Below are 13697 nucleotides of genomic sequence, written 5' to 3'. Positions count from 1 at the left end.
ACTCCTCATGCCTGCACCAGCGGGCCAGGGTTCTTCAGGTACTGTTCCTTGATGGCCTGAGCCGAGAACAGAGTCAGTGCACCGATCAGTGCCGTCGGGTTGGCCTGGAAGTTCTGCGGGAACGCGTTGCCGCCCGGTACGAAGACGTTATGCACGTCCCAGCTCTGCAGGTAACGGTTGAGCGCGCTGGTTTCCGGCGAATCACCCATGATTGCCCCGCCCACGTTGTGGGTCGAAACGTATTTGGTGATATCCCAATGGGAGTCCATCGACAGGAAGCTCTCGCTGTAACTGTCAGGCCCCAGCTCCTTGGTGATGTTCTGCACGATCTTGCGCAGGTGCTGTTGCAGCCGCAGTTCGTTCAGTTTCCAGTCGAAGGTGATGCGCAGCAGCGGCTGGCCCCATGGATCCTTGTAGGTCGGGTCCAGGTCGACATAGTGACCACGATAGGACTGGCAGCTGGTGGTGATGCTGACTTTCATCGAGTGGCCGTACCAGTCCTGCAGGCCTTCTTTCCAGCCCTGACCCCAGGCTGGCGTACCGCTTGGCAGGGAAGTGCCGATCGGCGTGCCGGTGGCCTGGGAGCTGTGGATCTTGGCGCCACCAATGAAGCCCAGTGACGGGCCATCGAAGTTGCCCGGCGAAACGTCGTTGAACATTTGCCCGGTAGCACCGGCCGTGGCGAACGGGTTGAACTCCTTGTCCTTGAAGAACAGCGTGGAGCCACCGTTGCTGAGGAAGGCGTAGTTACGCCCGATGGTGCCGGTTTCGGTGATCGGATCGTACGGTTTGCCGATGCCGGACAACAGCATCAACCTGACGTTGACGAACTGGAAGCCGGCCAGTACGACGATGCTGGCAGGCTGGAACACCAGGTTACCGTGCTCGTCCGCATAGGTCACGCCACGGGCCGTCTTGCCGTCTGGATGCAGTTCGACCTTCAGCACGTTGGCGTTGACGCGGTAGGAGAAGTTCTCCATACGCTTGAGCGAGTCCATCACGGCCGTCTGCGGCGAAGCCTTCGAGTAGTTCAGGCACGGGTACTTGCTGCAATAGCCGCAGTAGTTGCACGGTGCGATCTGGTTACCGTAAGGGTTCGTCCAGGCGCGGGAAACGTTCGCCGAAGGGTTCGGGAACGGATGATAGCCAAGCTTGCGGGCAGCCTCGGCGAACATCTTGTTGTTGAGGGTGTCTTCGAGCGCAGGCAGCGGGAACGGATTGGAACGCGGGCCTTCAAACGGGTCGCCGCCTTCAATGATGCGCCCTTGCAGGTTGCCGGTATTGCCGGACAAACCACAGATCTTGTCGAACTTGTCCAGATACGGTTCGATTTCTTCCCAGGTGAAGGGGTAATCGCCGATCCGCATGTCTTCCTGCAGGATGCCCGGCTTGTAGGCCTGATCCGCATAAGTCTTGAGCTTGATGTCGGTCGGTGTCGGACGAATCAGGACGCCCGTCCAGTGCAGACCGGAACCACCCACGCCCGTGCCCGGAACGAAGGCACCCCATTTGCGGGTCGGCAGTGCAGTGTCCTTCATGGTGTGGCGAACGGTCAGTGCGCCATCTTTCGGCGTGACCATGATCTTGTTACGCACGCCATATGCGTATTGGTCGGCGGGCTTGGGGTACGCAAAGTCGGCATTGCCGCGATCTTCGCCGCGCTCAAGGGCGCGGACTTTCAAACCGGCCTGAGCCAGTTCGATACTCATCAATGAGCCGGCCCAACCCAGGCCGACGACGACGACATCGACTTCGTCATTGGTAATGTTTGCCATAAGAAACCTGCTGAAATGTTTGGCGAAGGGAGGTCAGCCGCGAGCGCCGCTGAGGCTGACCGGTCCGAGTGGGTACTTGACGTTGTGCTGTGCCACCCATTCCAGATAACTGGCGCGAGCTCCGGGGAACCCGATGGCGATCCAGGCTTTCATGCCTTTGTTGCCGCCATAGATCGGATCGGAGAGGTATCCCTGCTGGGAGTGGGACAAGAGCTCGCTGAAGAACTCCTTGGACTTGAGAATCTCTTCGCCATAGGCCGCGAAGTTCACTTCCCCCGTCTGGAGCTTCTTCAGTACATCGTTCTGCGCCGCCGCATCGAGCAAGGCAAAACGGGCGCGATACTTTTCCTCGCACCAGGCATCGACCGCCTTGATGCCGTTGCGATAGATCTGCTGCGGCAGGTAGGGAATCTGATAACCCATGGCAGCCGGGGCATTGATCTCGAAGGGACCTTCCAGATAGATCTCACTGCCCAGGTCGCCTGCCAGTTGCTGATCCACGAACACCGGGACGTTGGTCTCCAGTGCGCCAGGGCCACGGCCATTGGCAGGAATCAGGCGATCGCAGGCCGCCATGATGAAGGCCCATTCAGCCGCGCTGAAAAAGGTCGGGGTGTACGCTTCGAGGCTTGGCGCCACCATGTCTGCCGCACTGGCTGCACTCAGGCCCTTGATGGTTACGCCTAGAGCAGGCAAGGCGATCAGGGAAGAAAGCAGAAACTTTCTTCGTGATGTTTGCTTGGACAACAACATATAGAGGCCACCTATGAATGCTCACAAGAAAAACCCCGGACGACGCCAGATCAGTAGCTGAGAACGTCAAAAATGTTGCGTAACCCCCTCGGCACAAGTCGCAGACAGCCGAACGCATCCCTGACGAGAGGGAGGCGTTCGCCGACTTTTCAAGTTCCAGGGCCTTCAACGCAAGGCTGATCGCGGGCACTCAGGCAGCCGCCAGCAGCGCACACGAATACCGTGCCGCTAGCGCTCGGCCTGGTGTCGCCTTCAGGCGCAATCCAGAACAGGGCTGGCAGACTCGAGGGCTGCTCTAATTGTGATTGATTTGCTTCGGGGGCAGCCAAATGAAATAGAAACTCATTCAGCACAACATGGAAAAGCGATACTTAGGTATCGTCTGCTCATCACGGGACTGTGATACTAACAGCTGGGATATTCATGTAACAAATTATTTCTTTGTGACAGTCAAGGTGACGTGCTGTCGCAGGCAGGCGGGGCATTCTAACGCTCTAGATCGTGGGTTTTCATCAGAAAATGCAAATGATTGTCTCGGGGCGATCTCCGGGGCCGGAAATGAATAAAAGTAACTAAGCTCCAAGTACCAGCTCTACTGGAGACATGCTGCAGAAGTTCCGCCACTCACACTTAACGAAAACTGTAGTGGTCAATGAGGTCGTAAGCGACACGAATACCAAGCCAGGCATTCAGACATAGCAGCGTCAGAATAAGGAGGGACAGTCCGTGTGAAAAGCTTGCCCCTCTACGGATTTAGGTTCGCCATACAGGAGGGGACGAACGCAATCACCCATAGGACTGCACAGCCAGATACACATTCGTACAGCTCACAAAATGCTAGTTTCGCAAAACGTACCGACCCAGTAATACGTTGCAAAACTCATCCACAAACCCGCTTTAAGCTCTATGGAGAAACATTCTCTACGACAGACTTCCTGGGGCCACTCGCATTGACATGCCCTCACAAACCCTATACAGATGGATTTAATAACAACTGAAAAACGAAGAGGCGCTACAGATATTTGAATCAACGCTGGCAATGGGAACAATCTATCTCTAGAATGTGGGCGCTTTTTTAAGATATGCGCATGGCCATATGCCATCATATTGACGCCAAACTGGCTTTTTTCAGAACCGCCGATATCGCTGCGCCTGCTACGCAGGACAAAGCGAGTCACTCATGAAGGATCATCAGCATGTGGTTCAAAAAACTTCTCAGGGCCTTATTGCCCACGTATGCCAAGGTGCCTGCACGGTCATCTGAGGCAGCTGCCATTGCCGTAGCCAAGAGCCTGGTTCGCTCATACGCTCGCGGCAACGTGAACCTTCAACGCGGTCGTTATGTGACCTCGTCACAAATCGAAGCTCGCAAGCAAAAGCTTGCTCAACATTCGTTCTGAGAAAGCTTTCACCGTGACAAACCTGTCCCTGCCTGACGTTCAGGAGCTGGATGTACGCGCGCGCACCAAAGAACTGGTACGCCTTTTCCAGCTCGCAGAAGAAAAAATCAAACTGGTCGAGAATCTCAACCAGGAACTATCGATACCTGCGATTAATGAATTGCGTTATGCCGGGTATCACATGACGCAATTCCTGACCTGCACAGGCGAAGAAGCAGAAAAACAGCTTGGGAAGGCCGAGAACCATTGCAAACGCGCTATTTATGATGCCGTTGAAGCAGGCGTGACCAATCAGCTCGAAATGATCAAAACCTTCCAGAACGATTTTCGTAACGTGATCATCAGCGAAACGATCACGCGCTACCCGCAAATCAGGAAAGAACTCAAAGCCGCACAGGATCTGATCCTTGCACCAAAGGATCCTGCAAAGGATCGCTCTGAATATTATGAGCAATGCTCTTCTCACCTGGAGATTCTGCGCATAGCACGCGATGAGCTTGAGTCCTATCGTGAAGAGCTGATTCAGCGCATCGAGCGACAGAATAAAGAAGCGCGCAACCGCCACGTTGCCGTTGCGACATTATTGGTTGCAGCTGCTGCATTGGTGTACGCCGCACTGGCCTATCACAAACCAGGCACACCTGCTGTCGCGTCTATAGCACCCGCTATCAACCCCGCCCCTGCGCAAGTTAACCAAGCCGTTCCCGCTACCCTGACCGAACGACCCGGCAAGTAAATTCAAAAAACATACAAAAGGCCCAAACGGGCCTTTTCTTGCTCCCCGTCCTTGCCCCCTCACAAGCTCTAGCAATGGATTGACATCGCTGAATGGCATAAAGCGGTCATTTGAATGACCGGATAGAAGATATTTTTTTCAATTCATACATGAAAATGAAAAAATACTTTCACTCCCAAGAAAATTACTCTCCTTCTGCCATCCTCTGAGCGGCTCTTGCTCCAATTAGGCGGGCCATCCTGTGTGACGGCAGAATGAACGCTCACAACCCCTCGGGACACATACCGTAGAACTTCACTCCAGCCCCCTTCTCCGACACTGACTATCCTTCAAAACGCCGCAGGAAGCGGCTCTCGTTATCAAGGAAGATCATGTCTCTCGCCATCGTCCACAGCCGCGCCCAGGTGGGTGTGGAAGCCCCTGCCGTTACGGTCGAAGCCCATCTGGCCAACGGCCTGCCAACCCTGACACTGGTGGGGCTGCCGGAAGGGGCGGTCAAGGAAAGCAAGGATCGGGTACGCAGTGCCATTCTCAATTCCGGGCTGGATTTTCCGGCCCGGCGCATCACGCTCAACCTCGCACCGGCGGATCTGCCCAAGGATGGTGGCCGCTTCGATCTGGCCATCGCGCTGGGATTGCTGGGGGCCAGCGGGCAGTTGCCATTGGTTGCGTTGCAGGATGTCGAATGCCTGGGCGAGCTGGCGCTGTCGGGAGCGATTCGGCCAGTTCAGGGTGTGCTGCCCGCAGCACTGGCCGCCCGGGAAGCCGAGCGCACCCTGATCGTGCCGGCCGCCAATGCCGAGGAAGCGTGTCTGGCTTCGGGATTGCGAGTACTTGCCGTGAGCCACCTGTTGGAACTGGTCGCGCATTTCAACGGGCGCACGCCCATCAAGCCGTATCAGTCCAGCGGACTCCTACACCAGCCCATGCCCTATCCGGACCTGAGCGAAGTCCAGGGCCAGACCGCCGCCAAGCGTGCATTGGTGGTTGCTGCGGCGGGCGCGCATAACCTGTTGTTAAGCGGTCCACCCGGTACGGGCAAGACATTACTCGCCAGCCGCCTGCCCGGCCTGCTGCCACCGCTGGATGAATACGAAGCGCTGGAAGTGGCGGCGATTCAATCGGTGGCCAGTCAGGTGCCACTGAGCCGTTGGCCGCAGCGCCCCTTTCGTCAACCGCATCACTCTGCATCTGGTCCGGCACTGGTCGGTGGTGGCAGTCGCCCTCAACCTGGCGAAATAACATTGGCCCACCACGGAATTTTGTTTCTTGATGAGTTACCCGAGTTCGACCGCCGTGTCCTGGAGGTTTTACGCGAACCGCTGGAGTCCGGCCATATCGTGATTTCCCGCGCACGGGATCGGGTCAGGTTTCCGGCGCGCTTTCAACTGGTCGCCGCCATGAACCCTTGTCCATGCGGCTACATGGGCGAACCCACCGGACGTTGCCGCTGCTCGACCGAGCAGATCCAGCGCTACCGCAACAAACTCTCCGGCCCATTGCTCGACCGTATCGACCTGCACCTGACCGTCGCCCGTGAAGCCACTGCCCTCAACCCTGCGCCACAAACCGACGATGACACCGCCAGCGCAGCCGCTCTGGTCGCCAAGGCCCGCGATCGTCAACAGCGACGTCAGGGCTGCGCCAACGCATTTCTCGATCTGCCGGGGCTGCGCGAATATTGTGCGCTGTCGGCCGCAGATGAAACCTGGCTGGAGACGGCTTGCGAGCGACTGAACTTATCGTTACGAGCAGCGCACCGGTTATTGAAAGTGGCCAGAACGCTGGCGGACCTGGAGCAGGAAAATGCGATTGATCGTCGCCATCTGGCCGAGGCATTGCAATATCGGCCTTCGGGGAGTTGAGTTTCGCCTGGGCTTTTTTCGCGAATGAATTCGCTCCTACAAAAGGGTGCGCGACGTGTCTTACGACAGGAGCGGATATGTCCATGAAGACGTCGTGCGGAACACCGACAGCCCTGAACCTGACACCGGTTTAACCTCCCCTCCGGCTGAATCATCGGCTACTGGATTTGGCGATCCGGTTTATGGACATATAGCATTACCCCTTCAAGTTTGAGCAGTTCATGCCCATGGCTTCTATGGTTGCTGTGTGTGGGAGACCTTCGGGTCTGCCGGTCGCTCCTTACCGGTTCGCCAACCTGCATACAGCCGCCACCTTATCGTTTGGCGACGAAACGTGGCGGCGTCCATTTAGGGAATACACCTCACACCCCCACCCTCTTCATCCGCCAGAAAACCCATCTCCATGCCCTGCGCCTGCAAGGCCAGACCTGGTTCTGCGCTCGCGATCTCGGTCATTTGATGGGGATGTTTCTGGACGAATACCGGACCCGCAAGCTTGCGCCGGATCAACGCAAAAACCTGTTGCTGGTGCGCTATGGCGCGACTCAGGAAACCTTGATGGTCAGCGAGGACAATGCCATGGTGGAGACGGTTGTTGGCGTAAACGAATGAACCCGCTCCCCGTAGGAGCGAATTCATTCGCGAAACACACGCCAGGTATTACTTGAAGCGATCCACTTCCATACGCAGTTCAGCCGCCAGCGAATTGAGCTCTTCAGCGGTGATGGCCAGATTGGACACCACTTCACGCTGCTCGCTGTTGGCCATGGCGATGCTTTGCAGGTTGCTGCTGAGCATCGTTGCGGTGCTGCTCTGCTCTTGCGTGGCCGTGGTGATCGCCGCGAACTGATGGCCAGCCGAGCGGCTTTGTTCGTCGATCTGGGCCAGGGCCGCCGCCACTTTCGCGTTACGCGACAGGCCTTCCTGCATCAGGACGTTGCCCTGTTGCATGGTGCTGATGGCATTGCCGGTCTGCTGCTGGATGCTGGCGATCATGCCGGAGATTTCATCCGTGGCCTGACGGGTACGCGAGGCCAGGCTGCGGACTTCATCGGCCACCACAGCAAACCCGCGACCTTGTTCACCGGCACGGGCCGCTTCGATGGCCGCGTTGAGCGCCAGCAGGTTGGTCTGTTCGGCAATCGAGGTGATCACACCGACGATGCTGCCGATTTCCTGCGAGCGCTGCCCCAGTGTGTCGATCACGGTGGCGGTGCTGTTCAACGATGTCGCGATCTGTTGCAGCGCAGAAGACGCTTCGTCCATGGACGTACGACCGATACGGGTCTGTTGCGCGTTTTCCTGCGCCAGACGCTCGGTATTCTTCATGTTGTCGGCGATGTTCAGGGAGGTCGCGCTGAACTCCTCGACCGCGCCCGCCATGCTGGTGATCTCGCCGGACTGCTGCTCCATGCCTTCATACGCGCCGCCCGACAGGCCGGACAGTGCATGGGCACGGGTGCTGACTTCCTGAGCCGCGGTGCGGATATGGGACACCATGTTCGACAGGGCTTCGCTCATCTTGTTGAAGCTGCCTGCCAGTTGCCCGATTTCATCGTGGCTGGTGACCTGCAAGCGGACGCTCAGGTCGCCGGAACCCAGGGCATCGGCCTGACGCACCAGCTCGGACAATGGACGCAGCTTGCTGCGCAGCAACCAGATTGCACCGCTCACGGCGATCAGCATCGCCAACAGGCTGCCGATGGCCAGCTGAGTGCCGACGCTCCAGGTCACTTCGCTGATTTCGTCACCCGGCATGCTTGCCAGTACGGTCCATGGACCACCGCTGAAAGGCTGGCCCACGCTGTAAAACTCTTGCACGCCATCGTGCCAGAACAGGCCCTTGCCAGGCTGCGTGACCACTTCGGCAACGGACTTGGCCGCATCGTCCGGAGATTTCGCACCGGCGGGCGCGACCAGCCAACGGCTTTGCTCGTCCAGCAGTGCCAGCGAGCCAGTCTTGCCGATGCGGAAGTTTCTGAGGTTCTCGAACTGTGCCTTCTGCGCGTCGGTGTAATCAAAGCCGACGAACAAGGCCGCAATGATCTTGCCACTGCTGTCGCGAACAGGGCTGTACTGAGTCATGTAGTAGCGCTCGAACAGCACGGCCTTGCCCACATAGCCCTGACCCGCCATCAGGCGCTCATAAGCCGGCCCCTTACGATCAAGCACAGTACCGATGGCACGGGTGCCATCCTGTTTGCTCAGGGAGGTGCTGATGCGGATGAAATCATCACCGCTGCGCACGAAAATCGTGGCGACCCCGGCCGTCAGATGGCGAAACTCATCGACTTCAGTAAAGTCGTTGTTCAGGGCTTTCCCGCTCAGATACAAGCCAGGGGTCTGAGTGCCTGCCACGGTGACAGGTTTATCGGCCTCCAGGCTCAGCCCGCCGGCAAAACGCTTTTCGAACAGACCGCTCAGGCGTTGCGTGCTGTCACGCAGGGTGCTGTGAAAAGTGTTCAGCTGGTCAGCCAGCAGCCTGGCCTCACTGGACAGGTGTTCTTCACGAATGACGAGGTTGGCAGCATCCAGGGATCGCAAGGCGAAAAGAGTGCTGCCGCTAATAACCACCGCCAAAATTACAGCCAAAGCAATACCGAGTTGCGTAGCAATTCGGGCACGGGGCTTGGACATAACGACTCCACGCCGAATGATCGGGTTCGCCAACTCCCTGGCCGATCACCCAGCAAATTCTAATTAATTAAGGTTTGAACGTTTTAAACCGTTTTGAACAAACGGCCCTTCAAAAGTAAATTCGGCTTGCGCGTAAAATACTTGAGTCCGAAAGGCGGATATTAACAAACTGTTACTCACTCACACAGCCACAGGGTTTATTCAAGTATTTCAACCTGCGGCAACTCCATTGCTCGTACTTCGCTCTGCAGAAAGTCGCTCAGCCTGCGTAACCGCTCTAGACCGGGCCTTGTCTTCGGCCAGACCAGATAATAGTTCTCGCCACTGAACACCGCCGTGCGCCAGGGCAGACTCAAACGCCCCTGCGCCACGTCTTCGGCCACCATCAACAAATCACCCATCGACAGGCCGTAACCCCGGGCGGCGGCGATCATCCCCAGCTCCAGGGTGTCGAACACCTGGCCGCCCTTGAGCGACACCTTGTCCGACAGCCCCGTACGGTTCAGCCAGGCGCGCCAGTCACGTCGATCCGGTGTCGGGTGCAACAGTTCGGCCCTGGCCAGACGCTCCACATCCCAGGGCGGGTCCTGCGCAAGCGCCGGGGCCCCGACCGGAATCAAGTGTTCGGGAAACAGCAAGGTGGCCTCCCAGTCCGGCGGGAAATGCCCGCGACTGAGCAACACCGCGCAATCGAACGGCTCCTGCGAGAAGTCCACAGCATCAATGTCCATCCAGGCACTGGTCAGCTGGACTTCATTACCCGCCTGGAGATGGCGAAAACGACTGAGTCGCGCCAATAACCAGCGCATGGTCAGCGTCGAAGGCGCTTTCATGCGCAGGATGCCTTCGTCGGCCTGCAAGGCACTGCAAGCACGCTCCAGCGCCTGGAAGCCGTCACGCACACCGGGCAACAAGGCACGGGCCGCCTCGGTGAGTTGCAGGTTACGACCATGACGCTGAAACAAACGGCAGGAAAAATGATCCTCCAGCGTACGAATATGCCGACTGACTGCACTTTGCGTAATCGACAACTCATCGGCCGCACGGGTAAAGGACGTATGTCGAGCCGCCGCTTCAAAAGCCCGTAGTGCATATAAAGGCGGCAGACGATGCGGCATGAAAGCATTTCCCGATGCAATAAGCCGTTACTGTACGGCAAATTCGCTCGCATGAGTTTTTATCATGCTGATGATCGGATTTATCGCTTTGTGCTTGCACCTTTAAATACCGAGAATGTGCCGCCTGACAGTCAACGTGAAGTAGAGCCCCGCCATCATGCAACAACCCGCCTTCAAAGAACTCTGGATCATCCTGCGCCTGGCCGGGCCATTGATCGCATCGCAGATGGCGCACATGCTGATGGTCTTCACCGACACCGTCATGATGGGCAAGCTGGGGCCGGAAGCCCTGGCCGGTGGCGGCCTGGGGGCGGCCACTTACAGTTTTGTGTCGTTCTTCTGCGTGGGCGTGATGGCGGCCGTAGGCACACTGGTCTCGATTCGTCATGGCGCGAACGACGCCGAAGGCGCGACACGGCTGACTCAGGCAGGCCTTTGGCTGGCATGGGGCATGGCTCTGGTGGCTGCCCTGTTGTTGTGGAACCTTGAGCCGGTTCTCCTCAAGCTCGGCCAGGACGAAACCAATGTCCACATGGCTGCTCAATTTCTGATCACCTTGCCGCTGGCACTGCCCGGCCTGCTCAGCTTCATGGCTTTGCGGGGCTTCACCAGTGCGCTCGGGCGTGCCGGTCCGGTCATGACCATCAGTCTGGCCGGGGCCGCCGCCAACTTCGCCCTCAACTATGCAATGATCCATGGGTGGTTTGGCCTGCCCAACCTCGGCCTGACGGGAATCGGGCTGATCACCGCCATCGTGACCAACTGCATGGCGCTGGCGCTGGCCCTGCATATCCGTCGGCATCCGGCCTATGCGGCCTACCCGATCCGCCAGGGGCTGTGGCAACTCTCACGCAGCCACCTGAAAGAACTGTGGCATCTCGGTCTGCCGATTGGCGGCACCTATGCCGTGGAAGTCGGGCTGTTCACCTTCGCCGCGTTCTGCATGGGCGCGCTGGGCAGCACGCAGATGGCGGCGCACCAGATTGCCGTTCAGACAGTGTCCATGGCGTTCATGATCCCGGTGGGGATTTCCTACGCCGTCACCATGCGCATCGGTCAGCATTACGGCGCGGGCAATGTGGTGATGGCGCGCATGGCCGGACGGCTGGGCATCTCGTTCGGCGGCACCGTCATGCTGCTGTTCGGCCTACTGTTCTGGCTCGTGCCTCACCACGTCATCGGGCTGTTTCTGGACCTCAACGACCCGGCGTTCACGGAGATCGTGATCCTGGCCGTGAAACTGCTGGCCATCGCGGCCTGGTTCGAGCTGCTGGACGGCACGCAGACCATCGCCATGGGGGCCATTCGCGGCCTCAAGGACGCCAGGACCACCTTCCTGATCGGGTTGGGCTGTTACTGGTTGATCGCCGCACCGGCGGCATGGCTGCTGGCCTTCCATACAACGCTGGGCGCAGAAGGCGTCTGGTGGGGGCTGGCATTGGGGCTGCTGTGTTCGGCCGTAGCACTGACCTATGCCTTCGAGAAGAAGACGGCGCGGCTGCTGCGAACGGCCTCGAAACCGGAAGTGCAAGGCACGCTGTCAGCCTGTGAATGACAGGCTGACAGGATTCATCACGATGCCTGGCACACGTCGTTCAACGCCAAGTATTCAACCAGCTCGGGCATCGGCAACGGTCGGCTGATGAGATAGCCCTGCACCTGATCGCACCCGAAGCTGCGCAGCAGGGCCAGTTGCTCGTCGCTTTCCACGCCTTCGGCCACCACTTCCAGGCTCAGGTTGTGGGCCAGGTTGATCATGGCGTGGACCAGCTTGCGGTTCTCCTCGCGTTCCTCCATTTCACCGACAAAGCTTTTGTCGATCTTGAGCAGTTCGATCGGCAGGCTGTTGAGGTGCATGAACGATGAAAAGCCTGTCCCGAAATCGTCGAGCGAAAAGCGGATACCCAACCGGCGCAAGGCATCCATGATCTGCCGGACCTGATCGCTGCGACGCATGACGGCGGTTTCGGTCAGCTCGAACTCAAGCCAGTGCGCATCGATGCCATGCTCGGCAATCAAACGGCTTACGGTCGCCAACAACTGGCTGTCCTGAAACTGCCGGAACGACAGGTTAACGGCCATGTGCAGCGGTGCAACGCCACGCTCGCGCAGGCTTTGCATATCGCGCAGGGCCTGAAAGATGACCCAGTAGCCCAGCGGCACGATCATGCCGCTCTGCTCGGCCAGGGGCACGAACTCGCTGGGGGGCAGCAGGCCGCGCTCGCTGTGACGCCATCGCACCAAGGCTTCCAGGCCGGACACGCAACCGCTGGCCAGGCACAGGCGCGGTTGGTAGTGCAGTTCAAGTTCATCGTAGCGCAGGGCCTTGCGCAGCTCGGCTTCCAGATCCGCCAGGCTACGGGCGTTGCGATTGATGCTGTCATCGAAGAGATGAAAGGTGCAGCCCTGAATGCTTTTGGCCTGACGCATGGCGATGTGGGCATGCCACATCAGCGGGTCGGCATCGGTTTTGGTACGGGCATGGGCAATGCCCAGGCTGCAACCGAGCAACAGGCTTTCACCATCGATCCAGTAAGGTTCGGACAACGCGTCGGTAATGCACTCGGCCACCTGTGCGGCCCGTTGCGAGGTATGACGGGTGTCAATCAACAGGGCGAATTCGTCACCGCCCAGACGGGCAATCTGGTCCCCGACATCCAGTTGGCCCTTGAGCCGCGCCACCACTTGCAGGATCAGCCGGTCACCGGCCTGATGGCCCAGGGTGTCGTTGGCCCGTCGAAAGTTATCGAGGTCCAGATGCCCCAGCGCAAAACCGGTGCCCTCGGCCAGCCGGGCCGTCAGCAGGGCCTGAAAGCCTTGTCGGTTGGCGATGCCGGTCAACGGGTCCTGCCCGGCCAGACGCTGCAAGGTGTCCTCCAGCAGGCCGCGCTCGCGCACATGGCGCAGGCAACGACGAAGGGTATCCGCCGCCAGGGAGTCACGCACCAGCCAGTCGCTGACACCGGCCGGCGCAACGGTCGGCTCTTCTTCCAGCAACATGACCATCGGCAAGGTGCAGTGGCCTGCCTGCGGTTGAAGCTCGGGGGTCGTCAACAGCACGGCATTGTGTGTCTGGCCGTACTCACTGCTCAAGGCGTTCCAGTCAGGAGCCTGATACAAAACGACCTCATTGCCCAGCGATGCCAGACAATTGCTCAACAGCCCTGACCATGCTGGCTCTCGGGCCAGCAACAGCAACCGTAAAGGTTCGACAGGCGTAGGCACGCTAACTCCATCACTTCAAAAGAAAAACCGGTAGCTGGCCACTCAACGGGTGCGACCAATGGGCGCATCTTTGCGCTGCCGGCAAATGTAACAAAAACAAAAAAATTAGATAGCCGTCACTCCCTTTCAACGATGAACACTGCATAAACGCGCCGTCCTGTTAAAATGCCCGACCTTTTTGCAAATGA

9 protein-coding genes and 2 pseudogenes are annotated in these 13697 nt (G+C 58.5%); 4 read left to right on the top strand and 7 right to left on the bottom strand.

Translation table 11 applies throughout. The features are described 5' to 3' along the window. Nucleotides 1–5: 5 nt before the first annotated feature. From ACIPY9_RS16820 to ACIPY9_RS16810, 3 genes and pseudogenes are all read right to left on the bottom strand, one after another. A complete protein-coding gene (locus ACIPY9_RS16820; RefSeq protein WP_400703543.1) occupies nucleotides 6–1775 on the bottom strand; it encodes a GMC family oxidoreductase in 1770 nt (589 codons plus the stop codon). Nucleotides 1776–1808: 33 nt separating this feature from the next. Further along, nucleotides 1809–2528: a gluconate 2-dehydrogenase subunit 3 family protein gene (locus ACIPY9_RS16815; RefSeq protein WP_400703541.1), complete on the bottom strand. Its 720-nt coding sequence runs from the start codon at nucleotides 2526–2528 to the stop codon at nucleotides 1809–1811. Between the two features lie 633 nt (nucleotides 2529–3161). After that, nucleotides 3162–3350 (bottom strand): annotated as a pseudogene (locus ACIPY9_RS16810) (hypothetical protein); the annotation flags it as partial. Between the two features lie 558 nt (nucleotides 3351–3908). On the opposite strand from ACIPY9_RS16810, the gene ACIPY9_RS16805 reads away from it, so the two are divergent. From ACIPY9_RS16805 to ACIPY9_RS16795, 3 genes are all read left to right on the top strand, one after another. Further along, nucleotides 3909–4664 carry a hypothetical protein gene (locus tag ACIPY9_RS16805; RefSeq protein WP_400703539.1) on the top strand — a complete coding sequence of 252 codons (756 nt, stop codon included), beginning with the start codon at nucleotides 3909–3911 and terminating at the stop codon, nucleotides 4662–4664. A gap of 371 nt (nucleotides 4665–5035) precedes the next feature. Then, nucleotides 5036–6529 carry a YifB family Mg chelatase-like AAA ATPase gene (locus ACIPY9_RS16800; protein WP_400703537.1) on the top strand — a complete coding sequence of 498 codons (1494 nt, stop codon included), beginning with the start codon at nucleotides 5036–5038 and terminating at the stop codon, nucleotides 6527–6529. Between the two features lie 321 nt (nucleotides 6530–6850). Continuing rightward, the gene (locus ACIPY9_RS16795; RefSeq protein ID WP_400703535.1) at nucleotides 6851–7141 is read left to right on the top strand and encodes a hypothetical protein; all 291 of its coding nucleotides are present in this window, start codon (nucleotides 6851–6853) and stop codon (nucleotides 7139–7141) included. Between the two features lie 48 nt (nucleotides 7142–7189). Here the strand turns inward: ACIPY9_RS16795 and ACIPY9_RS16790 are convergent, their stop codons facing one another. The 3 genes and pseudogenes from ACIPY9_RS16790 to ACIPY9_RS16780 form a co-directional block, all read right to left on the bottom strand. After that, complete coding sequence (locus ACIPY9_RS16790; RefSeq protein ID WP_400703870.1) at nucleotides 7190–7912, bottom strand: methyl-accepting chemotaxis protein; 723 nt, start codon at nucleotides 7910–7912, stop codon at nucleotides 7190–7192. Between the two features lie 132 nt (nucleotides 7913–8044). Further along, nucleotides 8045–9166: pseudogene (locus tag ACIPY9_RS16785) on the bottom strand (Cache 3/Cache 2 fusion domain-containing protein); the annotation flags it as partial. Nucleotides 9167–9363: 197 nt separating this feature from the next. After that, on the bottom strand, nucleotides 9364–10284 hold the full coding sequence (locus ACIPY9_RS16780; RefSeq protein ID WP_400703532.1) for a LysR substrate-binding domain-containing protein: 921 nt from the start codon (nucleotides 10282–10284) through the stop codon (nucleotides 9364–9366). A gap of 157 nt (nucleotides 10285–10441) precedes the next feature. Here ACIPY9_RS16780 and ACIPY9_RS16775 point away from each other — a divergent pair, with 157 nt between their 5' ends. Then, nucleotides 10442–11839, top strand: a complete 1398-nt coding sequence (locus ACIPY9_RS16775) for a NorM family multidrug efflux MATE transporter (protein WP_400703529.1) — start codon at nucleotides 10442–10444, stop codon at nucleotides 11837–11839. A 17-nt stretch (nucleotides 11840–11856) separates the two neighbouring features. Here ACIPY9_RS16775 and ACIPY9_RS16770 read toward each other — a convergent pair whose 3' ends face one another. Further along, complete coding sequence (locus tag ACIPY9_RS16770) at nucleotides 11857–13509, bottom strand: putative bifunctional diguanylate cyclase/phosphodiesterase (RefSeq protein ID WP_400703526.1); 1653 nt, start codon at nucleotides 13507–13509, stop codon at nucleotides 11857–11859. Between the last annotated feature and the right edge of the window lie 188 nt (nucleotides 13510–13697).

This window comes from Pseudomonas sp. NPDC089734 (assembly GCF_044748865.1).
In the GTDB taxonomy this organism is placed as follows: Bacteria; Pseudomonadota; Gammaproteobacteria; order Pseudomonadales; family Pseudomonadaceae; genus Aquipseudomonas.
This window is presented reverse-complemented; position numbering and strand designations above follow the sequence as displayed.